Source organism: Ottowia thiooxydans DSM 14619, from assembly GCF_000422885.1.
GTDB lineage: Bacteria > Pseudomonadota > Gammaproteobacteria > Burkholderiales > Burkholderiaceae_C > Ottowia > Ottowia thiooxydans.
On record NZ_AUGX01000010.1, the window covers coordinates 21173 to 45831 of the forward strand.

The following is a 24659-nucleotide window of genomic DNA, read 5'->3' on the forward strand; positions in this document are numbered from 1 at the left end:
GGAGGAGGAAAGGAGCATCGGCTTGGTGAGAGAGCGAAGGTTCTTAGTTAATCGTTTCAACAAACGTTTCATTGAAATTCCAGTTTATGAAATTTTCAGCTAGGAAAATTTCAATTTAATCTACTTTGGAATCGTTTCATGGGGACTTCCGTGCGCTTACTCAGAACACTACGAAATTGACACAAGCTGCCCCCCAAGCACTTGCATGAGCGGCCTGGCAGCATTCGAGCGAGCTGACCTCAAGCGCGCACTCCCGTAGCTAGGAGCACGCGTTCCTGCATTAACTCCACGAACGCCCTTACCTTTGCCGATCGAAACCGCGCTGCTGGAAACACCGCGTGGATTCCTCCGGACGGCAACGCCCATTTGGGTAAGACGTGTATGAGCCGACCGGACTCCAGATCCTCCGCAACGGCGAAGTCTGGCAACACCGATAGGCCTGCGCCATAGCGCACTGCTTCGCGCACGGCAAGCGTCGCATCCAATGAAATCACCGGGTGCACCGCCACACTCTGGCGCTCCACCTCACTGCGGGAGAAGCTCCAGTGGATGGGATCACGCAACGCCGTGTTGGCAATGAATGGCAGCGTGCCAATTTCTTGCGGCTCTTTAAGCCGGGCAAGTTGTTTCTGCATGCCCGGAGCCGCCACCAGCAATTGTCTGAATCCCCCGATTTGGCGTGCCTGCACGTTCAGCTGAGTCACCCAACCCACACGGATTGCCAGCTCGACCTGCCCTGACATGAGATCAAGCGACTGATCGCTGAGTACCGCATCCACCTTGCATTGCGGGTACCGGCGTGTGAATTCCGTGATAACAGGCACCACCGCGCTGATTCCGTAGTCAAGCGGCGCAGTAAGGCGCAAGGTTCCTGAAGGCTCTTCGGCCACCTCCCCTAATTCGTCAAAGGCATCACCAGCCTCCTTGAGGATCAAGGCACAGCGCTGATAGAAGCTTCGACCCGCATCGGTGGGAGTCACCTTTCGTGTGGTTCGGGTCAGCAGTGTCGTCCGGAACTCCCGCTCAAGGCGCGCCACCTGCTGGCTCACCACCGCTTTGGTGATGCCTAAACGATTGGCAGCTGCCGTGAAGCTGCCCGTTTCCACCACTGCCGCGAAATAGGCGAGGCGCTTGAGGTTGGCAAAGTTGCCCGGGCTCGCCTCCTCTTTATTGTTTGCTTTTGACATACGGTCTATTTATTACATCGGGCTTTATCTGTCAATGCCATGCTCCTACCATCACGGCATTGAATGAACGAAATGCCATGAACAAGACCTTGTATTACGTCTTTGACCCCCTCTGCGGCTGGTGCTACGGCGCTGGCGGCATGGTGACGAATCTGCACAACATCCCGGGTGTGCAACTCCGTCTGCTGCCCAGCGGACTATTCTCAGGGGAAGGCGCACGCCCTATGGACGACGACTTTGCCAACTACGCCTGGAGCAACGACCAGCGCATAGAGCGCCTGACGGGCCAGCGATTCACAGAGCGCTACCGTAGCGACGTTCTGGCCGACCGCCGCCAGATGTTTGACAGCGGCCCCGCCTCCGTGGCGCTGACCGCCGTCGCCCTCACCTCGCCCGAATCTGAACTGGAAGCCCTCAAAGCCATTCAGTTGGCCCGCTATGTAGAGGGTCAGGACATCACCCAACTGAGCACACTGGCCAACGTTCTGCGCTCACTCGGTCTGGAGCAGGCAGCAACAAGACTCAGCGTGCCCGATGACGAGCTGTTGACAGCCAACCGTGCTCGCATCGCCGAAGCGCAAGCCCTGATGAGCCAGTTTGGAGCGCGGGGCGTGCCCGCCTTTGTTCTGGAGACCGGGCCTCAGCTCCAACTGCTGAATTCCAGCGCTGCCTTCTCCAGCCCACAGGTTTTTCTAGCGCAATTCGCCAGTGCCTGAGGAGCTCGCGCGGTCGTTCTCATTCCTTTTTTCCATCTGCGTTTTCAACCATTACCCGTAAAACATCATGTTCACTCGCCGAAACTTCGTTCAAACCGCTGCCGCCACTGGCGTGGTCGCCGCTCTTGCTGCCACCGGAGCCAGCGCGATCGCTGCCACACCGCTGCAATGGAGGCACTTCCCCACCAACGACAAAGGCTTCTTCCGCGCTCCTGTGCTACTTTCCGGCGAAAAAGAAGCCATTCTTATTGATGGCGGTTTCTCATTGCCTGATGGCCGTGCAGTCGCGGAGGCTATCAAGGCCTCAGGCAAGACATTGACCACCATCTACATCAGCCAGAGTGATCCAGACTACTACTTCAGCCTGGCCCCGATCAAAGCGGCCTTCCCCGGTGCCAAGGTCATCGCCGCGTCTGAGACCATTGCAGCTATCCGCGCTAACGTACAGAAAAAAATCGACACCTGGGCACCACAGCTCAAGGAAAATGGACCACAGAAACTGGACGACATCGTCTTCGCGGAAGCTTTCGATGGCCCCTCACTGGTGCTGGAAGGCAACGTCATCGAAATCGTGAAGGCGCAGGGTTTGGACAACCGCCGCTACCTGTGGGTGCCCTCGCTAAAGGCCGTGTTCGGCGGTGTGTTGATTTTCTCTGGGCTTCATGTGTGGACAGCCGACTCTCCCACGCCAGCATCGCGTGCAGCCTGGATCAAGAACCTGGAAGCCATTGCCGCGCGTAAGCCGGCAGTGGTGGTGCCGGGGCATCTGGCCGCAGGAGGCTCGCTCGACCTTGCCGCCGTGAATTACACCCGAGCGTATCTGCTGGCGTTCGAGGAAGAACTGGCTAAAGCAGCGAACGCTGATGCCTTGGTCGCCGCTATGAACAAGCGTTACCCAGACGCTGGTCTGGCGCCTGCGCTGCAAATTGGTGCCAAGGTTGCGAAGGGCGAGATGAAGTGGGGGTGAATCGCTGGAGCTGAGAATCTTGGTCCAACCCGCGAGGTTGACTCAAGGGTTCTTGGTGGCACGTGCGGGGATTTGATAGCGTAACTCCACGAAGCCGGTTCCAATTTGCCGAGCGGACAGCAGCGACAGCGGCGTAGGGGTGAACCTGGGAAACAGAGGCTTCCCCTTGCCTAAAGTGACCGACCCCACTTGGAGGATTAGCTCATCTAGAAGCCCTGCGTCATAGAACTGCCCTGCCAAATCGCCGCCTCCGACAATCCAGATGTTCTTGTCTGCCGCGGCCGACCGCATTTCGGCGTGAACCGCTCTAACATCACCCTGCGCAAATGTTAGATCAGCTCCGGGCACTGCTGGCAGAACACGGGAGGAAAACACCCAGGTCGGTTGAGCGTACGGCCAGGATGCGCCCGTTTCCTCAGCAATTTTCTGAGAGTTGCGCAACATCCATTCATATGTGGCCGAGCCCATGGCCAGGGCTCCGACCTTGGATATGAACTCCGGGTAACCTGTGTCATTGACATCACCCAGCGGGAATAGCCATTCGAGGGAGTCATCTTCGGTGGCGATGAATCCATCCAGGCTAGTCGCGGTGAAGTACTGGGTTTTCATTGGATATGCCTCGTGTCTGTGTTGGTAACCTGTTGGCCTTAGATCGTAAATGAGAGCGCTTGAGCGTAGGCGAGATCCAGGTTTCAATAGTGAGCCTGCACCCAACACCGGGCCTTTTCACCTCCGCACGCTACGGTGGCCGTGTGCTCACAGACCGAGCCTATGATGTATGAGTTGTCATGTGGGGGGAGTTAGGGCGACATCGGCTGACGGCCCGCATCTCTAAGGGCACGCCAACTCCACCCTCCTCCATTTGAAACTACTACCTCTATAAAAAGCACAGTATGAAATACCTGGTTTCAGCCATGTTGATTGTTGTTGGCGCTATTCACCTGCTGCCGTTGACTGGTGTTCTAGGGCACGAACAATTAGCAGTTCTCTACGGGATTGCGTTCAATGAGCCAAACCTCGAAATACTTATGCGCCATCGAGCCGTACTTTTTGGTCTGCTTGGCGCTTTTATGGTCTACGCTGCGTTCAAGCGCGCGTACCAAACCATGGCCTTTGTCGGTGGATTTATCAGTGTGGTGTCGTTCCTCTACTTGGCGTGGTCGGTAGGTGGCTATAACGGCCAAGTGGCTCGGGTTTTTCTCGCCGACGCTGTCGCGCTTGCCTGCCTCATCGTTGGGAGCTTGGCACATACATTTCTCAAGCGAGGCACGTCTGTCACTTAGTTTGTGTGGGCTCGTCGTCAGTCGTCGGCACGAAAATTAAGCCGCAGTGCCAGCACTTCTTCTGTTTACGGCGCGTCGTGGAACGACAATTCCAGCCCAATGCGTTCGCCCTTGGTCACGCGGCTGATGGCGTGCTTGATGTTGACGCGGTAGTAGCCTTTAGCGCCTCTGAAGGGACGTTCTGCCGTGGCGATGATGGCTACGTCTCCGAGCTTGAGCGGCAACACCATGGGGCGCGACTGCATGCGCGGGCGTTGTTCGGTCATCACGAACTCGCCTCCCTGGAAGTCGACACCCGGCTCGGACAGCACTGCGACCACCTGCATGGGAAACACCTGCTCGCCATGATTGCGCTGGTGCAATGACATATAGCCTTCGACCCCAAGCCGGTTCATATGGGATTGCGCCCTTGTCTGGCCTGCTTCCCGGTTGAGCCATAGAAAGTCCTCCAGCTCTGCGGGGAATCGATGATGGCCCCCCATAGGTTCTTTCCAATCATTAGCGATGCTGACCAAACGGCGGTAGAGCGCCGCGCGCCACTGCGCCAGCGGGGCCGGCATGCCAGCAGAAAAGTAATGCAAATCGCCCTGCCCCAGATCGCAGGACTCCAGCGCTACGCGGCTGGTGCCAGACCCGGTGGTTTGCAGCGGCAAATTGCGCGCCACATCCACGCCCAACACTCCAGACAAGATTGCATAGCCTTCCATATCGAGCTGCAGGCGGATATGGGCCCAATTCAGGTCATCGAGCGTTGCGTCAACCGGTGTCATTGGGCGCTCGGCGAAAAGTTCGGTTGGCAGGTTGTCGCCCAAGATCAACATCCCGGTAGCATGGCGGTCTGTGGCGCCGACAATTTCTCTTTGACCACCATCGCATTTTCATGCTCCAGCAGCCAGCGTTTTCGGTGCAGACCCCAGGCATAGCCCTTGAGATCGCCATCGCTGGCAATGACCCGGTGGCACGGCACGACGATCGCGATAGGGTTGGCGCCATTGGCAGCACCGATGGCAATGGCAGCGCGGTGGTCCCCGAATCCCAGCTCTTTGGCCAACGCGCCATAGGTGGTCGTCGTACCCACCGGGATGCGGCGCAGCGCTGCCCAGACCCGGCGTTGCAACTCGGATCCAGCGGTTGCTGTACGCAGCACATTCAGCGCCTCCAACTCGCCGCCGAAGTAGCAAGACAGCGCCTCTGCAACCTCCTCCGGGGCCGGAGCCTGGAGCAACTCCACTTCCCCATAGTGCCTGCGCAAACCAAAATGCAGCCGCTCCACCTGGTCCGCGAAATCGAGCGCGCGCACGTTCTGCTCCGCATCAGTGACGAGCAGCATGGTACCCAGTGGCGAATCCAATTGGCTAAGAAACATCATCATGATTTGCCCCTTTTTATGACGATTGCGGACACTAGCTTGCTCGCTTCAGCCATACCATGCTTATTGATATGCCTTTATGAGGTTTGAATTTCGTTCGGTCTGATATGGAGTCAAGTCCTTCGACACGCTCAGGACGAATGGTTAATACACCCTTGTGTCGGATCAGTAGGAGCGTGTGAAGCAGACGGAGCGCCGGCTGAGAAAGGTCTAGTGTTTCCACATTCACCTCGCGTCGTGAAAGATCAGGCCCACCGTGTGGCGCTGTCCACTGCGTATGCGGCTGACCCCGTGCCGCATGGCGACTTTTCGGACACCGCGCCGCCCCATGGCGGGCCGTTGATTGACGGTGAACACGACCGCATCGCCTCGGCGCAGGGCGACTACGTTCGCACTCTGGCTCTTGGAAGACTGCTCCGTCATGATGAACTCCCCGCCTTCGAAATCCTTGCCAGGCTCGGACAACAATATAGCCACTTGCAACGGAAAGACGTGTTCCCCGTAAAGGTCTTGGTGAAGGCAGTTGTAGTCGCCTTCGCCGTATTGAAGAATCAGCGGCGTAGGTCGTCTCTGACCGGCCTGGTGACACCTTAGTAAAAACCGGTCCAGCTCGTCTGGGTACTGCACGCCGATCTTCATATGCAGGTTCCAGCGGTTGGCGATGGGTGCCAGACAGTGATAAAGAGCGTGGCGCAACTGTTCGAGCAGCGCCGGCAACGGGTATGAAAAATACTTGTACTCACCGCGCCCGAATCCGTGGCGAGCCATGACGATCCGTGAGCGATAGCCTTCATCCCGATGGTAAAGCGCCGCTAGTTCCTGACATTGCTGCGCTGTGAGGAGACCCGGCAGAACAGCATTTCCATGTTCATCGAGCGAATACTCGATCCTCGTCCAATCGTAGCTCTCCACGGTGCTGCCGGAGCTCATCACTGCGTTCATGTAATGAGCTCTGCCATCTTCCCGAGGGACGCGGCGCAATAGTGGCATTTGAAGGTGGAAACGGAACGGGGTTTCATAACGGTGTCCCTCAGTGAGTGCGAGATGAGATCAGTTTAGTAATCCACTTCCTTCTCGAAACTCCGATCCTTGCGGTTGAATTCCTTTTTTCTGCGGTATATCAACCAAACCTTGTGACGGCACTCTTTGACGTGAGCTTTGGGGATGACACGCGCACCTTGGACAAAAAAAAGCCCGCAGTGACGCGGGCCTGGGTGCTCTTTCGAGCCACGATGTGCAGCCTGAATTGGCTCATTGCTGGTTGTTCAGGGTCACTTTTCCTCGTAACCTAACCCGCGAGCTAAGCCAAGTTCGGACGCGATTTACTGCTTCTCCACACCTGCGACCTCGATAGAGTGCTTCCAACGGGCATTGTCACTCGCCATGAAACCTGCAATGTCTTTTCTTGGCGTGTGGGGATAGGGCCTGAATCCCTGCTCACGGGCCACTTTTTTGACGCTGTCTTTGGCCATCGTGAGTTTGATTTCTTCATTCATGAAATCCAGAATGTCTGTGGGCGTTCCGGCAGGCGCAAACAATCCGTGCCACGTGGACATGTCGTAATCTTGGCCGAGGACACTGGTCATCGTTGGAACATCTGGCACCCAGGGCATGCGCTCACGACCCAGCGTGGCGAGAACGACCAGTTTGCCGGAAGTCACCATGGGCAAAGGTGGGTTCCAGGCGTCCGTCTGGAAGGTATTGCGTCCTGCTACAAGGTCAGCCAGCGAGCGTACATCGTTGTAAGGCACATGCAGTACGCCGTTCGCGCCGATGGTCTTCACAAAGAGTGCGCCTGCAAGATGGCTTGAACTTCCCTTACCGTAGGAGCTGTAGCTGCTTTTGTTTGGGTTCTGCCGCAAATACGTAATCAACTCATCAATGGTCTTGAACCCGGATTCCTTGCTGGTGTAGAGAAAGGTCGGGAGGTTGATCGTTAGCGCAATAGGGGCGAAGCTTTTCAGCGGATCATACGGAACCGATTGATAGACATACGGGCTGATAGAGAAAGGCGTAGCGGTGCTGTAGAAAAGCGTTTTGCCATCAGGCGCCGCGTTCGCCACTGTGCGCGCACCTATGGTGGCGCCTGCACCGGCACGGTTTTCAATAATGAACTTTCCCGGGTGCCTGGTGTTGATGTCGGCAATCACAATCCGGGCGAAGGCGTCTGTGCTCGAACCTGCACCGAACGGCACGATAACGGTCACCGTACCGCTGGTGTAGATCTGATTTTGAGCCCTCACCACGGGCGACATAACGCTCGCCGCGCAGAAAGAGGTGGCTAGCTTGATTACGCTTCTACGCTGATGGTTCATGGTGGCCTGTGGTACTGGGTTAGGTTGATGAAAAGGGAAAGGGAAAGTGAGAAAAGTCCGATCGGTTTCTATCGATGCAGGGCGAGCCTGGCTACGGCGCACAGCCAAGACACCCCACGGCCGAGCACGTCGTCGTTGAAGTCGTAGTGGGGGCTGTGTAGCGGCTGGGCTGCACTGCCATGGGTCCGGCCCTGGCCCAGCCAGAGATAGGCGCCAGGCTTTTTTTGCAACATGAAGGCGAAGTCTTCGGAGGTGAAGGCGCCCTGAGGCGCCTCACTCGCTTTCAAACCGGCTAGCTCGGCCGCATGCAGGGCGATGGCCGCCTCTTCGGGTGTGTTGACCGTGGCGGGGTAATAGCGGTCGTACTGCACCTCGGTGGAGACGCCGAAGGAGATCGCAATGCCTTGAACCATATCCCGGATGGCCGTTTCAATCGCGTCCTGTATGGCAGGGTCGAAGGTGCGAACGGTGCCCGTGATGAGGACCTCTGCCGGCAAGACGTTGTGGCTATGACCTCCGCTAACGCGGGTCACTGATAGCACGGCAGACTCCACAGGGTCAACACGTCGGGAGATGATGGTGTGGAGCTGGCCGATGAGCTGGCTGGCAGCGAGGATGGCGTCGGAAGTGCGCTGTGGCTGCGCCGCGTGCCCACCTTGGCTGCGAATGGTGATGTCGAAGCGGTCGGCTGCCGCCATGATGGCGCCAGGCCGGGTCTGTGCGGAGCCTTCGGGCAGCTCAGGCCAGTTGTGCAGGGCAAAGACCCGGTCACAGGGAAAACGCTCGAACAGGCCGTCTTCTATCATTTTTCTGGCACCGCCCTTGCCCTCCTCCGCGGGTTGGAAGATGAAGTTCACCGTGCCATCGAAGTCACGCCGGCGCGCCAGCTCACGTGCGGCGCCGATCAACATGGCCACATGCCCATCGTGGCCGCAGCCGTGGTGAACACCGGGGTGACGGCTCTGGTAGGGCATGCGGCCGAGCTCGACCATGGGCAAGGCGTCCATGTCTGCGCGCAGGCCTACCGTCTTGGTGCTGCTGCCCAGGCAAAGACGGCCCACGACACCCGTGCCGCCTATGCCCTCCTCCACTTCGAGCCCCAGTAGCCGAAGGCTGGCGCCCACGATGCCGGCGGTGCGCTCTTCTGCATAAGCCAACTCTGGGTGGGCATGCAGATCGCGCCGAAGAGTGATCAGATCGGGGAGCAGATCGGCGATGGGGTCGGCGTCAATCATCGTGCTCATGGACTTCCCCGGCATTGGCCGGTGTCTCCGAAAAACGAGTGATGGAAAACGGCTCAATGGGCGTTTCGCTCTGCCCGTTGGCGAGGTATTCGGCCGCCACAGCGCCTACTGCGGGGCCCAGTTGGAACCCATGTCCACAAAATCCATAGGCATGGAATAAACCGGGTGTAGTGGCGCTGGGGCCCATGACAGGAATGCCGTCTGCCACATAGCCCTCTACACCGCTCCAAGTGCGAATGACTTGCGCGCCGCGCAGCGCGGGTACCAGGCGAACTATGTCTTCAAATTGTCGGGTCAGGTGCTCCGGATCAGCTTGTGCGCGCGGCGGATCAAGCTGCGGCTGGCTCCAACGGCCCCCTCCCCAGACCACGTTGCCGCGCTGTACTTGGCGAAGATAACAAGGCCCATTGCCACTGCCGAGCGCCGGCCCTAGAAAATAGGGAAGCGGCTCGGTTACCGCCATGAGCGGCCCCTTGATTTCTAGAGGTGCGGCCTCACCGAACCACGCGGCGATGCGGTTTCCCCAGGCACCAGCCGTATTGAGCAGACGCGGAGCCAGGTAAGTTTCTCCGCCGGCCGTTTGCACACGAAAGCCCGCGGGATCGTGGTCAATAGACAGTACTTCGCAGGATTCGCGCACTACGGCGCCTAGGGCCTGCGCAGTTCGTCCGAACGCTGGCGTGACGAGTCGGGGATTGGCATGGCCATCTTCGCTGACCCGTGTGCCACCCAGCACATCGGGATTGAGCCAAGGATATTCCGCACGGAGCGCATCGGCTCCAAGGACTTCTATCTCCAGACCCCAGTGTTTGGCCTCGCGGGCATACGCTAGCAGCTTGTCCATTTCGTCTTCCGCAAAGGCCAGCTTCAGACTACCCGATGGGATGAACTCACAGTGATGGCCTACCAATTCAGGCAGAGCACTCCATAAACGGCGCGAGCGGTGCGCCAGCGGTAATTGCGGCAGAAACCGGCCTTGGCGCCTGACGTGGCCAAAGTTGACGCCACTGGCTTGCGCGCCTATATACCCACGCTCCAGAACCGCGACCGACATTCCATGAAATTTGCGCAGGTGTAGCGCGGCTGACGCGCCCATCAGGCCGCCGCCGACGATGATGGCGTCGAAACGTTCTGTGCGGCTCATGGTGCTTTCGCTCCAGAAGGCGCGACCGGCAGAGGCTTGACCGGGGCCTGTCCCCTTATGCGCCCAATGCTCTCCAGGCGCTGCGCTAGAGAAGGTAGAGGCAGCGACGACTCTTGCCGCTGCGCCATGGCGCTAGCGGCTGAAAGCCCGCAAACCCGCCCTTGGCACCGGCCCATGCCAACTCGCACCAGCGCTTTGGTGCGGTTGACGTCATTGTTCTGTGGGCCATGCGGCGCCTGACAGACACCATCGAGGGTGATGTTTTCACAGCGGCAAACCACCGTGTCACCGGGTAGCGTGGACAGCAGATGGTGCGGCACGGGGAACACGCGCTGCAAGGCAGTCGCAAAGCGCAGACCACGCTGTAGCTTGCTGCGCAAGGGTTGCAAGGCTTGTTCGTTGATCGGCCGACCCTGCCGCTGCAACCAGGATAGCGCAGCCAACGCGCCCGCAGCCTCCGCGTAGTCAGCACCACGAACGCGGGCGCCATCTCCGCACAAATACACATTGGATACCGAAGACAGGCCATCGCCGTCAGTTTGCGGAAGCCACTGACGCGAAAGTGAGTCTGGAGCGAATGTGCAGCCGGCCAGGTCGGCCAACTGGGTCTCTGACTGCAGGCCATAACCCAGCCCCACCGCCGAGCATTCGATGGTGCGCTCGCGCCCTCCGCTATCGCTAAAACGCACGGCTCGCACGGTTGCCTGGCCCTGCACTTCCAGCGGCAAGACACCTTTGTGGATAGGTACCCCAGCGGCCTTCAAGGCGGCTACGTAGTAGAGTCCTTTCGCCATGGCAGCAGGTGCGTTCAACAAGCCAGCACCATGGCGCATGGCGCTGGCCCAGCCGGAGGTGTCGAGCACGGCAGCGACTTCTGCACCCGCCTTGTGGTATTGGTACGCCACCAGATAGAGCAAAGGGCCTGTGCCCATGAACACACAGCGCTGACCAATAGCACAGCCCTGGTACTTCAGCGCCACCTGCGCAGCGCCCAGGGTGTATACGCCTGGCAGCGTCCAGCCGGGAACCGGAATGATGCGGTCCATGGCGCCTGTGGCCAGGAACAGAACGTCGTAGTTCACGGTGGCGGTGACACCATCCTCGTGCCGAGCGGTGTGAACCTGACCTTCCGTGATGGCCCAAGCCAGGGTGCCGGGGCGGTGGTCAATGGCGCTGTCAAAGCGGTCAAAAACGCGGTGCAGGCGCTCAGCCCGGCTGGCCTCAAAACCATAGAGTTGGGTGTGGCTGCGTCTGAATGAAGCAGGCTGGCGCCGGTAGATCTGGCCCCCGCTGCGCGGAGATTCATCGAGCACAATGGGGCGCAGCCCATGCGCGACCAGTACCTCAGCGGCACGGGTGCCGGCAGGCCCGGCGCCCACAATTACAGCGACGGGATTTGCCATGGCGTCAAGGGTGAACGTGTGAGTACGACCAAGCCTTCGCTGACCAGGGCACTGCAGGCACGAAGTCTGCTGCCATCTGGCCGCCAGACCCAACATTCCTGACATGCGCCCATCAAGCAAAAACCAGCTCGAGGGCCACCGCCAAACTCGTTGTCGCGCAGGCGCGCCTGTTGGGTGAGGATGGCGGTGAGTACGGTGTCATCTACCAGCGCCTGAACAGGCTGACCATCAATCGTGATGCCAACTGGCATGCGGCCGGTTTCGGCCACGCGCACGAGTTGCGCTCCGGTGCCATGGGCGTCGGACGTGGTGTCTGGTGAGGCGGATATAGCCATGGTCGCAATTTCCGTGGGATGAGCGGTGTTGATGCTTTTATTCGTCAGAAATCGAGCAGCACGCTCTTGTGGCGCAAGTTGGCTTCAAAGGCTTGGCGGCCCAGGTCTTTACCAATACCTGATCCGTTGAAGCCGCCCGTCGGCACGATGAAGTCTGTGGTGCGGCCGTAACGGTTAATCCAGACGGTGCCCGCCGCTATACGGCGAGTAGCCCGCATAGCCTGGCCGATATCCATGGTGTGCACGCCGGCTGCCAGGCCATAAACAGAGTGGCTGGCCAGGGCAATGCCCTCCTCTTCGTCATCGAAGATTTGCACCGTGAGCACGGGGCCAAAAACCTCTTCCTCTAGCGCGGTCATGCCAGCTTGCAAGCCGATCAGCACCGTGGGCTGGTAGAAGAACCCACCACCGAATCCGTCGAAGAAACTGCCCCCACAAAGTACCTCGGCCCCTGCAGCCACGGTGTTGCTTACCGCCGCGCTCACCTTCTCGGCCTGGCGCTGACTGATCAGCGGCGCAAAGCGCGAGTTGGCCTTCCAGGTCACGCCGGGCACCACCACGCGGGCGTGGCGCACCACTGCGGCGATGAGTGCTTCTGCAATGCCGCGTTGAACAATCAACCGGGTGCCGGCTACGCAGGCTTGTCCGGCATTGGCCATGAACCCGCGGGTGATGCGCTGGGCGACCGTGTCGACGTCGCCAGCATCATTGAACACGAGCTGCGGGCTTTTACCGCCCAACTCCAGGGTGACCGGTTTCATGCCGTGGTGCGCGGCATCGGTCATCACGCTCTTGCCCGTTTGGGTAGACCCTGTGAAGGACACCTTGCGCACCAACGGATGGCGTACCAGCGCTGCGCCGGTAACCTGGCCTGAACCCTGTACGACGTTGAATATGCCGGGAGGCAAGCCTGCTTCCAGAGCCAATTCAGCCAGGCGTACTGTAGAAAACGGCGTCAGCTCCGATGGCTTGAGCACAATGGCGTTGCCCGCGGCCAGCGCGGGGCCACACTTCCACGAGGCCATGGACAGAGGGAAATTCCAAGGCGCTATGGCACCGACCACGCCATAAGGCTCCGGCATCAGCATGCCCAGGCTGCGACTGCGGGTGGGCAACACGTCGCCGGAATACTTGTCTGCGCATTCGGCGAAGAAGCGAATGGCTTCGGCTGTGAAAGGCACTTCGCCTGTATAGGCCTCGGAAATACAGCGGGTGGACCCCAGCGCCTCCAGTTGTGCCAACTCAAGGCGATTTTCCATGATGAGATCAGCCCAGCGGCGCAGCACCGCGCCTCGCTCACGGGGTGGGCACTCTCCCCAGCCGCTTTGCTGCTGGGCTGTGCTGGCGTCACACACGGCAACATCCACACCGGTTTCGCCAGCCTCGGGAAGGTCTGCATACGCCTGGCCATCAGAGGGCCGGCGCACTTCGATGGCCGGACCATCTCCGGGGACCAGGCGGCCGCTAATGTAGTGGCCGGAGGGAATATTGACGGCCGCCGGATCGAAGTCTTGAACCGCCTCGACTACAGGTCGGCTTACGGATTTGGGCAAAAGGGTGTCCAGCATTTGGGCCGCTCTCAGGCCGCGACCTGCGTGAGCGCGGCAAACCGGGCTCGTTGCGCGGCGAAGATTTGATCCATCTCCGCGCGCATTTCGGCATCGCTCGCGGCTTCCTGAGAGACCGCAGCGAAGATCTTGTGCTTGAGGAAGTGGCGCCACAGCACCGGCATCTGCGAAAGGAATTCGGTCAGTAGCGCATAGCGTGCGGGCGTCCAGATGCGCTCGTAGGCGGTGCGGTTCGGACCGAAGTCAAACATGGCAACTTCGCCGGCATCTTTCGACCGTGTCGCCCGCCCCTGGTTGGTGGCGGCTTCGTCGACTTGACCTTCTGTGATCACCACACCGTACTGAGTCAGGGCTTTCTCTACCGATAGAAAGCCGCGCTGCACATCGCGAAGCACGGCCTGTGGCTGGCGCTCGAACGGGTTGCCCCATCCACCTGCTCCAGGGCCGATGACCAGGATGACATCGCCGGGCTCGCAGGCCACGACGTCAATATTGCCCAACTCGACTGCAAGCTCGGTACCGGGGTTTTTGGTGAAGCTGGACAAAGTGCCCACTCCCCCACCCTGCGCGCCCCAGGAATTGAAACGCGAGCGGTTGCGGTTACGTGCAGTGACGACCGTATTGGGCGAGGAGACCTCAAAACTCATCACGGTGGCCATGCCACCCCTGTAGCGGCCCGGGCCAGCGGTATCGGGCTGCAGGCCATAGCGCAGGAAGCGGATAGGCACTTCCACCTCGTTGACTTCAACTGGCGTGTTTTTCAGGAAGGCAGATGAGCCACCCATCCCATCAGGGCCGTCAGCAAAAGGCGTGCCGCCCCCGCCACCGCCCACTGGGCCGATAGACGCCATCACCGGCCGGTCATTCCGGTCGTTGGTCTTCACGTTCATGATGGCATTGCCACCGGGCGCAGATACGGGCATCTTCTCTGGCATGGCTTGCGCGAAGGCGCCAAAGGTGACGATCTGGGTCAGCATGCAGGTCAGTGACCGCATGCCCACGGCAGCAGGTTCCACGCAGTTAACCACCGTACCGCGCGGCAGCACTGCGCGTGCCACCCGCAACGTGCCGGCGTTCAGCAGAATGCCGGGATACAAGGTGTAGAGCACATAGGTCAGGCCGACCAGCGCCAGTGGATGCCGCTCACGCCCGCCAGTGGGCATGTTGAGGGACGACGCCAGTTGCGGATCGCTGCCGGTGTAATCCAGCTCCACCTCACCACCGCGCACCCGCAAGGTCAGCGCTACCCGGCACGGATACCGGCTATCGCCGTCTTCGTCTGCGAAATCGGCAAAGAAATACTCGCCATCGGGCACGCTTTCGATCACGCTGCGCGCTTGCTGCTCAGCGTAGTCGAGGATGGCGTAGGCGCCTTCCTTGAACTGATCCACGCCGAAGCGCTCAATGATCTCCAGGACCTTGCGCTCGCCCACGTTGACAGAGGCGATCTGAGCATTGAAATCACCCCAATTTTGGCGCGGCGCACGAACGTTAAGCCGCATGATGGCCGCCACGTCTTCATTGAGCTTGCCGGCGCGCATGATCTTGAGCGGTGGAACGCGGATGCCCTCTTGCACGATCTCGGTGAGTGAGCGCGAGAGCGAGGCCGGAACCGCACCGCCTACATCGGTGTTGTGGATATGGCCCACCACAAAGCAGACGATCTCACCCTGGTAGAACACCGGCTTCCAGATGTGGATGTCCGGGCTGTGAGTAGCTACGCCGCCGCTGTAGGAATCATTGGTGATGCAGATATCACCGGGCTCGTAGGACTCGATCATGTCGAGCACCGGCGAGTAGTCGATACCGCTGTACCAGGGAGCACCAAAGCTGCGCGGGGAGGCAAATGCCAGGCCGTCGCGGGTGACAATGGTGCAGGAAAAGTCTTCGGTTTCCTTGACGAACGCCGAGTACGCCGTGCGCAGCAACGTATAAGCCATGGCGTCGGCGGCTGCCGCGCAGTAATTGGCCAGAACTTGCAGATTGCGTTTATCGAATGCCATGATGATTGCGCCCTCTGCTCAAGACGGAATGAAGGAAATGATGAGGTTGCCCCAGCGGTCTACCTCTACGGTCATGCCCGGCAGCACGCAGGTCGTGCAGTCGTCTTGCATGACAACGGCGGGGCCGTCAAAGCGGTGACCCGCGCAGAGCGCTGTGCGGTGGTAGACCGGCATGGGGCGCATGGCCCCATCTACATAAGCCTCAATTTGCCCCACCGGCTCAGCCGCTCCGGTGGCGAGAGGAAGCTCGCGTAGTACGGGCTTGGGCGTGGCGCCAGCAATCACCAGGCGCAGATTGATGAGCTGCACGGTGGCCGTGGCATCGCTATGACCGAACAAGCGTTCATGCTCGCGATGAAAGGCCGAGACCACGGCCTGCACGTCGCCTTGCGCGATCCAGTCAGGTTCAAGGCGGGTTTCTATCTCGAACGACTGCCCTAGATAGCGCAGATCGGCGGTGAAGCTCAAGCTGTGTTCGCCGTCGAAGGCCTGCTCACCGTGCAACCAGTGCAGTGCACGCTCTTTCAATTCAGAAAAGGCTTCACGCAACACTGGTGCGACAGACGCATCCACTTCGCGGTAGACGGTATGAATGAAATCGTTCTTCAGGTCTGCAATCAAACCACCCAGTGCGCTGAGCACACCTGGCGTGGGCGGGATCACCACGCCCTGCATATTGAGCTCGCGGGCCAGGTAACAGGCCATCATGGGGCCAGCACCGCCGAAGGCAAGGAACTGGAATTCACGTGGGTCAATACCGAAGCGGGAAAGCAGCGCGCTCACATCGGCGTACATCTCCGAGTTGGCGATACGCATGATGTTCTCGGCCGTCTCGAACACCGACATACCCACGCGCTCGGCCAATTTGCCGATGGCGGCGGTAGCCTTGTCGCGATCAACGTGAATGCTGTTGTAGCCGAGCTGGCCATGGCCAATGAGACCTACAGCGGCATACGCATCGGTAATGGTGGCGTTTTGGCCGCCACGGCCATAGCACGCCGGTCCGGGGTTGGAACCCGCGCTGTCTGGGCCGACCTTGAGCACGCCATGATGGTCCACCCAGGCGATAGAGCCCCCACCCTGGCCAATCGATGTGACTGAGACCGAGGGAATGTGAATCTGGAACTCACCCACCACCTCGCCAGTGCCGTACTGAGGCTGGCCTTCCATGATGACCGCCACATCCGCGCTGGTGCCACCAATATCAAGGCTGAGCACGCGGGGCATGCCACAGCGCGCTGCAACATAACTGGCGCCGATCACACCAGAAGCCGTGCCAGACAACACCATCTGAACGCATTCAGCGCGCGCCTGAGCTACCCCCATGACGCCGCCGTTGGATTTGGTGATGCGCGGCGCAGCAGGCACCCCCATTTCGGCCAAAGCTTTTTCAAACGATGTGAGGTAGTGATCCACCCGTGGCTGAACATAGCCACTGATGACGGCCGTGATGGTGCGTTCGTATTCGCGGATGATGGGCCAGATCTCGCTGGAACAGAACACCGGCAAGCCTGGTGCCAACTCTGCCAGCAGCGCTTTGACAGCGCGCTCATTGGCGCCGTTGCGGTAACTGTGCAAGAAGGAAATCACCACAGCATCGCATCCGTGCCGGCGCACTTCCGCCAACGCGGCAGCTACGCTCTCCGCTTCAACAGGGCGAGCCACCTGGCCATCGCGGTCCATGCGTTCATCAATGGCGAAGACGCGGTCACGCGGGATCAGTGGCTCCGGCCTGCGGCCATAAAGGTTGTGGATGGGAGTGATCTTGAGTCGTGCGACTTCCAGCACATCTTCAAAGCCGCGCGTGGCCAGCAGTGCGAGCTTCACGCCCTTTCGCTGGATCACCGCGTTGATGCCCACCGTGGTGCCGTGGGTGAAGTAGCCGATATCAGCAGGGTTGATACCGTCTCGCTTGGCGAGAATCGATAGCCCCTCTGTCACCTCCGCACCCGGCTTATCCGGACGGGAGAGCACCTTGAGAGTGCGCACACTGTTGTCCTTCTCGTCGAGCACCGCAAAGTCGGTGAACGAGCCGCCAATATCAACGCCAACCCTGAGTCCCATATACCGTCCAGTCCTGATGGAGTTTCGCTTTCAACTCTTCGGGACTCTCATGTAGCCCCGACATGAATTCATTATCCTGAAGAAAAAACACCAAGTCAAACAATATATTGAATATTTGAAAGAAGTCTTGGCCCAACATAGGAGCGACACACGGCGGCCCTAGGCTGCTCTAAAGAGGTGCACTAGAAGTGGATAACGGGCGGCCGCGTGTTCATGATCCACAGCACACGAGCGGGTTCGTCGAAGGGGTTGTCTACGCCGTGCGGAATGCTGCTGTCGAACTGAAAGCTATCACCCAGATCCAGGGTCTCACGCCGGTCGCCTACGGCCAAACTGATGCGGCCTTCCAGAATCAGGCCAGCTTTTTCACCGGGGCCCACCAGGATTTCTTTGGAGCGTGAATGGGGCGGGATATGAATGATCATGAACTGGAGATCGTGCTGCCCGTGGGGAGACAACAGCTCTTTATTCAGGCCACCCGCGGTCACCTTGAAGTGCGGCCTCTGAGCAGCCCGCCGCACAAAGTCTGCGACCGGGCCTGGAACCCCCCGACTTTCGTCGGCATCGCCTTCGAGCAGCGTGGTCAGCGGGACATCCAACGCAATCCGCAGGCGTTCCAGAATGCGCACAGAGGGGTTGGCCAGGCCGCGCTCGACCTGGCTGATCATGCCCACTGACACCTCGGAACGCTGCGCCAGCTCCTTCACAGAAAGTCCCGCTTGGCGGCGCAACTGCCGCAAGCGGGTACTGAGCTGCTCGGAGCCTTCGCCCGGCGCCGGTGTGGCCAGCGGACGGACGACGTCGCCTTGCTTGTTCTTCATAAGTAAGATGCCGCGCAAAAAATTTCATTATATTGCTACTTATCACGGCAATTACTATGTGCGGGCCATCGCGTTTACATGCACGCATTTGGAACACGATCTGTGTTTGGTGAAGATAGTGCAGCACGGACCGTGCCAAGTTGGGTTGTGGGCCGCCCCTCCTCTGGACTCACACAGAGCCCGGATTCAACTCACTCGGCGGTATTCCCGAGCACGCCACCTCCGCCACCAGATCACAACGCCAGTGACACTGAGCAACGCCACGGCGACGCCAGAAATACCCACCAGCAACCGGCCATAGAAACCAAAAATCTCGCCCGAATGCAGGGGATACTGCCAGGCAAGAAATTTGTCAGCAGCGGTCCCTTCGTCGTAACTTGCCCGCGCAAGTGGGCGCCCGGTCCGGGCATCCAGGTAAACCTGCTCCTCACGAATTTTGAATATCCCTTTGCGCCAGCCCGGCTCCTGAAAGCCCACACGGTATACCCCCTGCCTGCGCATGTAGGTGACGAACCTGGGTTCAAAATCCTGTGCGACCAACGGCAACGCCGCACCGGCCATGTGTACGGCGCGTTCAAATCCCATCGCAGGCGCCGCATTCGCCGCAGCGGTCTTCGGCAACTGGCTTGCTGGTGGCTTCGTTACCTGAGCTAGCGTAGATACCACGGGCAAAAAGACTTCGCTGCGCAGGTTCAGATACACGCCACTCATGGCAACCGGCAGCAAAACTATCCATAGCCATAGGCCCGCCGCACGGTGCAGATCGAAATGGAGCCGATGTGAACTGGCCCACCAGTTCACTTGCCACGCGGGCTTCCAGCGCTTCATGAATACCGATGGCTTACGTAATACCGAGCTTTGCCCGGCAAGGAGCTCCGCCGATTTGTTGCGCGCTCTCTTCGGCAAGGTCAGGTAGAAACCGACAAAACAGTCCAGCGTCCAAAGCAGCGATACAGCCCCCATCAGCCAGACGCCCCATTTGCCGGGCAGATGCAAGGCATAGTGAAGTCGAAAGAGGAAGGGAATCAGGTTCGCGCGGTCCAACCGAAATGCCTGCCACTGGCGATCACCCAAAATGCGCCCATCGTACGGATCGACATATAGATCGCTGAATGCGAGTGGTTTTGTCGCTGAATCTCCGCGTCCTGGACGAGGGCTGACGGAGATGCGCACACTGTGACCTGGCTCGCGCTTGAGAAACACGCGGTTGACCTGTACCTGCGGTTCGGCCGCCTCCACGGCCCGGGCGAGTGCGTCCGGGCCGAGCACCGGCTCGGCACGAACCGGCACACGCAAGAGCGAGGCGTTAAGCGCTGCATCAATCTCATCAGCGAACGCGATCACGGCGCCGGTTACCCCGGCGATGAACAGAAAGACCGCTGTGGCTAGCCCGACGTAGCGATGCACCCGCACCCAGAAGGCACGCGAAAACAGAATCACCAACCCGCTTTCAGAACTTCGCGTTGAGCGAGAACGAAATCAGGCGCGGGCTGCCCAGGTACATCTGCGTGCGGTCTATCGCTGCCCAGTAGTTCTTGTCTGCCACGTTTTCGACGTTCAGGCGCAAGGTTACCGGCACCTGTGCCCACCTGGTGGTGTAGCGCACACCAAGATCAAATCGTGTCCAACCAGGAATGCTTTGCGTGTTGGCGGCATTCGCGTACTGGCCGGATAAGTGTTCGACCCCACCCGTGAAGGTCAAGCCTGGCAGATAGGATTGATCCCATTCGACATACGCCTTGGCCTGCAGCTTCGGAACACCCACGGGGCGCAGTCCGTCGTACTGGCCGTTTGCCGTTCTGTCGGCCTTGGGGTTCAGCAACTGCAGACTGCTCAGCACGCGCACACCACGCGTCGGCTCGCCGAATACACCTAGTTCCAACCCTCGGTGGGTCTGCCGGCCATCCTGTACATAGCGGTTGGCCTCCAGATACTGCAAGCCCTTGCGGATCTCGAATACGGCCGCAGTCACGGCGAACTTGCCGAAATCCACTTTGGCACCAATCTCAACCTGCTTCGAGCGCAGTGGCCCAAGGACCTCGTTCGCATTGATAGCCGTGCTGGGCGCCGTAGCTCCCTGCTCCAAGGCCTGCGCGTAGTTTCCGTATACAGAGACATTCTCAACCGGTTTGTAAACCAAACCCACGCTAGGCGTCGTGCCTGATGCACCGTAGCTGGTGGTGATCGCTCCGGTATTGCGGTCAAGATTGCGTGCATCAATCTTGACCCCTCGCAAACCGAGCAACACTCGCAAGTCGCCCTTGAGCGCAACCAGTTCATAGCCCAAGCCTGCACTGGAGAAAGTGCTCGCCGAGGTTTTCCCCACCACAGGCATGGCAGGAGTGACCGGCTGAGACGCCAGAACTGGCGCGTAGATGCTGCCAGCGTAGTTGGCGAACGTCACCGGATTGGCGGTGCCCACGCTGTTGTCTGCATCGGTCATGCTGAACGACATCAGGTGTTCCACCTCACCCGTACGAATGCGGCCACGCAGGTTGATCTCGCCGGTGGAGGCCTTGCCGCTGGAGCCCGCCACGTTGCAACTCTGCGTGTAGCCACCGGCGGAACTGGTGAGGTTGGTGCGGCACTCCAAGTTGGGGTTATCAACTTTGTTCTGTCCATACGCACCGCCCAGGAACCAGCCATCTGCCAGTTCGTACTGCGCACGCAGCACCGCGCGGTCTGACGTCAAGTTATTGAAGTTCCACGGCTGAGCGATAAGGCGATCGGCTCTTGGCGCCGATGGAATCTGAATGCCCGAAGCAAAGGTAATGCCGGAGCTGAAGCCGTGGATGCGTGTCTTGCCATGGTCCAGATCGAGCGACGCCGTCAACCGTTCGGAGCGGTAATCCAGGGCGGCAGAGAGGTTGCTCTGGCGGTTGCGTGCGGGCACCACTGCAGAGCCACCTTCATCATGCGAGGCATTGATACGCAGGCCCCAGGCCCCCTGGCCTCCGAAGCGGCGCCCAATGTCGGCGTGCACGCCCGAAATGCTCTTGCTCACATGCCGAAAACTCACGCTGTTCAGGGGCTCCTCGCCAGCCCGCTTAGGCACCAGGTTGATCGTGCCGCCCACGGAGTTGCCAACGCGGCCGTTGAGAAACGCTGAAGGGCCTTTGAGGATTTCCACGTACTCCATCTGGTCTGTAGCTATCCCTCGGCTGTTGAGGCCGAACAGGCCGTCGAACGCCATGTCACCCGTGGAGCCAAAAAATCCGCGGATGTAATACACGCTGTCGAAGCTGGAGCTCTGCCCTGTCCGCCCGAGTCGTACAGAGCCGTCATTGCGTATAGCTTCCGACACATTCCGTACCTGCTGGTTCTGCAGCAACTCACTTGTCAGGGACACCGTGGCATGCGGCGTATCGAACATGTCGCGGTTCCCAAGCATGCCGGCACGCCCGCCGCGCGCCACTTGGCCGCCGGCGTAGGACGGCAAGGGAATGTCAGGCGCGGTGCTTGCGCTCGCAGTGACGGTAACTACCGGCAGTGTGGCACTCCCCTGTGCGGCGCGTGCGCTAGTGGCTGCGGATGGAGCCCTGCGGAGCGTGTAGCGGCCGGCGGCAGTGGCGATGGCCTCCAACCCGCTTCCTTCAAGCAGCATGGAGAAAGCTTCTGCTACGGTATGGCTACCGCGTACCGCGCGGCCTTGCTTGCCATCCGCCAGCACTGGATCGAACGAAAGGACCACGCCGGCTGCGCGTGCCAGGTCGTTCACTCGCACTGCCAATGGTCCGGCTGGCACTTCATAACGCCTAAGTTGCGCGGAAGTGGCAGACTTCTCCTCGGCGGCGAAGCTTGCCGCCGGTGACATCAGGCTCGCCGCGGCAACCAACACGCTTGCACTCGACAGCCCGAGCCATCTTGCGCGCATCGCGGTCTCTTGGGTTATTTCCTTGGCAAAACCTCGTCCTGCCCAGCGCTTGTGCCCTGCTGGCCCCTTATTCTCCAACTGCATGCTTTACCTCTTTCAAGTGTTCCTATGGATGGCTCTCAAGAGGTAGGCCACTTGAAACTGAAAAAGGTATAGCGAGATGAAGAAAAATAGAAACCAGTTGCCCTAGGCACCAGGTACAACGGTCACCCAATAACGGGTTCGATAGTGAATACGAACAGGCAACGCATCGGTCAACGCCGCCAGCACCTGGTCTGTGTCGTCCAGCTTGAAAACCCCCGAAACGCGCAAGTGCGCAATGGCTTCGTCGCACGCGAGTCTGCCGGGGCGGTAGCGAGCTAACTCGGCAATGAACTCTGAAAGAACGCGGTCCTGGGCAACTATCAGCCCGTCAGTCCAGGCCACGGTTCGCTCGTCCGCAAAGGAAATGTCGGAAACCAAAGCTTTGCCAAAGCTCGCGCGCTGACCTGCGCGAACCACCTGCGCTTTGGCGAGTGGGGCAGAGGGTCTGATTTCCACCCCACCCTCGAATACAGAGACCGCGCTGCGCCCGCCTTCCTGTCGCACAGAAAACCGTGTACCCAAAGCACGGACCCGCCCTTCATGGGTTTCAACCACCAGAGGGCGCAAGTCTGTTCCGCCGTTTGGCAAGCTGCGATGGCCGCTGGTGATGAGGGCTTCCCCTGCCCGCAAACGGATCAGACGCCAATCGCCGTCATAGATCACATCCACTGCAGTGTTCGTGTTCAGTGCAAGCTGTGTACCGTCATCCAGCGTCAGAGTGCGCCGCTCGCCCGTGCTCGTTCGGTAGTCTGCCACCCATTCCTGCCAGGGGGTCGCCCGGTAGGTCATCCAGCCTGCCCCGCCGGTAACGAACAACACGCTCAGCAACTTGAGCGCATCACGGCGGCGCGCCGAAGACGGTGCACTCAGCGCAGCCAAACCAACGCCGGAGGGCAAACCTCTCAGCCTGCGGTTGACAGCCTCTATGTGCTCCCATGCGCGTACATGGGCTTCATCGGCTTCCAACCAACGGTGCCAGCGCTGTTTATCGGCATCCGACGCTGTACCCGACGCCAACACGACCAGCCACTCAGTGGCCTCGCGCGCCACGGCAGCATCAAATGGGCGCGTTTCCAGAGGTAAGGCCTGGCTCATACCGTCAGCGAAAAATAGCACTGCTGCGTCGCCCGCCGCATGTACTGCTTCACCATGCTCACTGAGACGCCAATCTGCTCAGCGATTTCGACATAGGTGAGCCCTTCCAGTTGCGAGAGCAGGAATGCCCGCCTTGCCTTCGGCGGCAAGCCATCCAGCATGCGATCAATTTCCAAAAGAGTTTCCATCACGATGGCGCGATGCTCTGGAGAAGGGACTTGGGGTTCCGGCAAACACGAGATGGCATCCAGATAGGCCTGCTCAATCGCCCGCCTCCGGTAGTGGTTGGCTACCAGACCACCCGCGACCGTGGCCAGAAATGTGCGCGGCTCGCGAATACTCGTCACATCCCGTGAAGTCAGGATTCGAAGGAATGTGTCGTGGCTCAGGTCCGCCGCCTGGTGGGTATCGCCCAATTTACGACGCAACCACCCCTGCAGCCACCCGTGGTGGTCGCTATACAGGGACTCGACAGTGTGTATGGACACATGGTCTGGCACGGCAATCCTGTGGCAATCTGTGAGCAGTCGGTTAATCTAAATAAGAACCAATCGCAATTATTGCCGAAAAATCAGGATTTCACTCCTTGTCGTAGTTGACCAAGGTGCCTTCACAATCGCGCCGCTGGCTCTGACAGGTGGACTAAAAGCCATCGCCAGTTTGATTTCGTAGGGAGACCACTGGTTGAGCGGCAAACACAGCGACAGTGAACGGCCGATGTCGGCGTTGGCCCAATCCGCGTCGTAGTGCAGCTATATTTCTCCGCGAACAGGAGGTGTCCAACGACCTACGCGAACACCGGTGGTCCAGATAGATAGGCAGCGGCCGTGCGATCAACGCCCCATGTCACCAATCCGTTTTCAAGTTTGCGGACACCGCCGCGCTGCCTCGGATCCCAACGGCCAACTCCAAGCCTACCGCTTCGCACCATGCTAGAAGTTGCTCCACACTCAACTCCTGCGCGTGAAGTTCCAGGTGCGAGATTCGCGACTGGCTCAACCCAATACGAGCGGCCAGCGCCGCTTGGGTCAGCCCCTTTGCTTTGCGCGCAGCTTGGAGCATTAACCCAAGTTGGCCAGGAGTCACCAGCGCATGCGAGGTCTGGGGCATGACAAGTACCTGAAATTCAGATAAATGCAATATAGCTGAATAACAGGTACGAGTAATCGAACACACCAAACCCGTGC

General features: G+C 59.6%; 22 protein-coding genes. 3 read left to right on the plus strand and 19 right to left on the minus strand.

The genetic code is table 11. The features are described 5' to 3' along the window. Positions 1-239: 239 nt before the first annotated feature. Positions 240-1187 (minus strand): LysR family transcriptional regulator, encoded by a 948-nt coding sequence (locus G518_RS0107810; RefSeq protein ID WP_028602050.1) that lies wholly within the window; start codon positions 1185-1187, stop codon positions 240-242. A 77-nt stretch (positions 1188-1264) separates the two neighbouring features. Between G518_RS0107810 and G518_RS0107815 the strand changes: the two genes are divergently transcribed. Next, positions 1265-1903 carry a DsbA family protein gene (locus G518_RS0107815; RefSeq protein WP_028602051.1) on the plus strand — a complete coding sequence of 213 codons (639 nt, stop codon included), beginning with the start codon at positions 1265-1267 and terminating at the stop codon, positions 1901-1903. 67 nt (positions 1904-1970) lie between these two features. Beyond that, entirely contained in the window at positions 1971-2870 is a 900-nt protein-coding gene (locus tag G518_RS0107820; protein WP_028602052.1) for an MBL fold metallo-hydrolase, read from the plus strand. Positions 2871-2912: 42 nt separating this feature from the next. Here G518_RS0107820 and G518_RS0107825 read toward each other — a convergent pair whose 3' ends face one another. Continuing rightward, positions 2913-3479, minus strand: a complete 567-nt coding sequence (locus G518_RS0107825) for a dihydrofolate reductase family protein (protein WP_028602053.1) — start codon at positions 3477-3479, stop codon at positions 2913-2915. A gap of 284 nt (positions 3480-3763) precedes the next feature. Here G518_RS0107825 and G518_RS0107830 point away from each other — a divergent pair, with 284 nt between their 5' ends. Next, entirely contained in the window at positions 3764-4153 is a 390-nt protein-coding gene (locus G518_RS0107830; protein ID WP_028602054.1) for a hypothetical protein, read from the plus strand. A gap of 65 nt (positions 4154-4218) precedes the next feature. On the opposite strand, the gene G518_RS0107835 is transcribed toward G518_RS0107830, so the two are convergent. The 17 genes from G518_RS0107835 to G518_RS0107925 form a co-directional block, all read right to left on the minus strand. Beyond that, the gene (locus G518_RS0107835; protein ID WP_028602055.1) at positions 4219-4923 is read right to left on the minus strand and encodes a 2OG-Fe(II) oxygenase; all 705 of its coding nucleotides are present in this window, start codon (positions 4921-4923) and stop codon (positions 4219-4221) included. Positions 4924-4967: 44 nt separating this feature from the next. Beyond that, entirely contained in the window at positions 4968-5525 is a 558-nt protein-coding gene (locus G518_RS0107840; RefSeq protein WP_028602056.1) for a methylated-DNA--[protein]-cysteine S-methyltransferase, read from the minus strand. Positions 5526-5747: 222 nt separating this feature from the next. Continuing rightward, positions 5748-6464, minus strand: coding sequence for a 2OG-Fe(II) oxygenase (locus G518_RS0107845; RefSeq protein ID WP_051236298.1), 717 nt, complete (start codon positions 6462-6464; stop codon positions 5748-5750). Positions 6465-6844: 380 nt separating this feature from the next. Next, entirely contained in the window at positions 6845-7837 is a 993-nt protein-coding gene (locus G518_RS0107855; RefSeq protein WP_028602059.1) for a Bug family tripartite tricarboxylate transporter substrate binding protein, read from the minus strand. Between the two features lie 68 nt (positions 7838-7905). Next, a complete protein-coding gene (locus tag G518_RS0107860; RefSeq protein ID WP_028602060.1) occupies positions 7906-9081 on the minus strand; it encodes a M20 aminoacylase family protein in 1176 nt (391 codons plus the stop codon). Further along, complete coding sequence (locus G518_RS34330; RefSeq protein ID WP_036594026.1) at positions 9065-10225, minus strand: NAD(P)/FAD-dependent oxidoreductase; 1161 nt, start codon at positions 10223-10225, stop codon at positions 9065-9067. The genes G518_RS0107860 and G518_RS34330 overlap by 17 nt, the downstream gene beginning before the upstream one ends. Continuing rightward, positions 10222-11628, minus strand: coding sequence for an NAD(P)/FAD-dependent oxidoreductase (locus tag G518_RS0107870; RefSeq protein WP_028602061.1), 1407 nt, complete (start codon positions 11626-11628; stop codon positions 10222-10224). Before G518_RS0107870 ends, G518_RS34330 begins: the two co-directional genes overlap by 4 nt. Next, positions 11607-11963, minus strand: coding sequence for a (2Fe-2S)-binding protein (locus G518_RS0107875; protein ID WP_028602062.1), 357 nt, complete (start codon positions 11961-11963; stop codon positions 11607-11609). The genes G518_RS0107870 and G518_RS0107875 overlap by 22 nt, the downstream gene beginning before the upstream one ends. A gap of 44 nt (positions 11964-12007) precedes the next feature. Continuing rightward, positions 12008-13531, minus strand: a complete 1524-nt coding sequence (locus G518_RS0107880; RefSeq protein WP_051236225.1) for an aldehyde dehydrogenase family protein — start codon at positions 13529-13531, stop codon at positions 12008-12010. A gap of 11 nt (positions 13532-13542) precedes the next feature. Then, positions 13543-15534: a hydantoinase B/oxoprolinase family protein gene (locus G518_RS0107885; RefSeq protein WP_028602064.1), complete on the minus strand. Its 1992-nt coding sequence runs from the start codon at positions 15532-15534 to the stop codon at positions 13543-13545. An 18-nt stretch (positions 15535-15552) separates the two neighbouring features. Next, complete coding sequence (locus G518_RS0107890; protein ID WP_028602065.1) at positions 15553-17598, minus strand: hydantoinase/oxoprolinase family protein; 2046 nt, start codon at positions 17596-17598, stop codon at positions 15553-15555. Between the two features lie 182 nt (positions 17599-17780). Beyond that, positions 17781-18419, minus strand: coding sequence for a helix-turn-helix domain-containing protein (locus tag G518_RS0107900; RefSeq protein WP_051236227.1), 639 nt, complete (start codon positions 18417-18419; stop codon positions 17781-17783). Between the two features lie 186 nt (positions 18420-18605). Next, a complete protein-coding gene (locus tag G518_RS0107905; protein ID WP_169457914.1) occupies positions 18606-19859 on the minus strand; it encodes a PepSY-associated TM helix domain-containing protein in 1254 nt (417 codons plus the stop codon). A gap of 10 nt (positions 19860-19869) precedes the next feature. Beyond that, on the minus strand, positions 19870-22293 hold the full coding sequence (locus G518_RS34335) for a TonB-dependent receptor (RefSeq protein WP_169457915.1): 2424 nt from the start codon (positions 22291-22293) through the stop codon (positions 19870-19872). Positions 22294-22479: 186 nt separating this feature from the next. Next, complete coding sequence (locus G518_RS0107915; RefSeq protein WP_028602068.1) at positions 22480-23472, minus strand: FecR domain-containing protein; 993 nt, start codon at positions 23470-23472, stop codon at positions 22480-22482. Next, positions 23469-23978 (minus strand): sigma-70 family RNA polymerase sigma factor, encoded by a 510-nt coding sequence (locus G518_RS0107920; RefSeq protein ID WP_036594030.1) that lies wholly within the window; start codon positions 23976-23978, stop codon positions 23469-23471. Before G518_RS0107920 ends, G518_RS0107915 begins: the two co-directional genes overlap by 4 nt. A 340-nt stretch (positions 23979-24318) precedes the next feature. Then, on the minus strand, positions 24319-24582 hold the full coding sequence (locus G518_RS0107925) for a helix-turn-helix domain-containing protein (protein WP_028602070.1): 264 nt from the start codon (positions 24580-24582) through the stop codon (positions 24319-24321). Between the last annotated feature and the right edge of the window lie 77 nt (positions 24583-24659).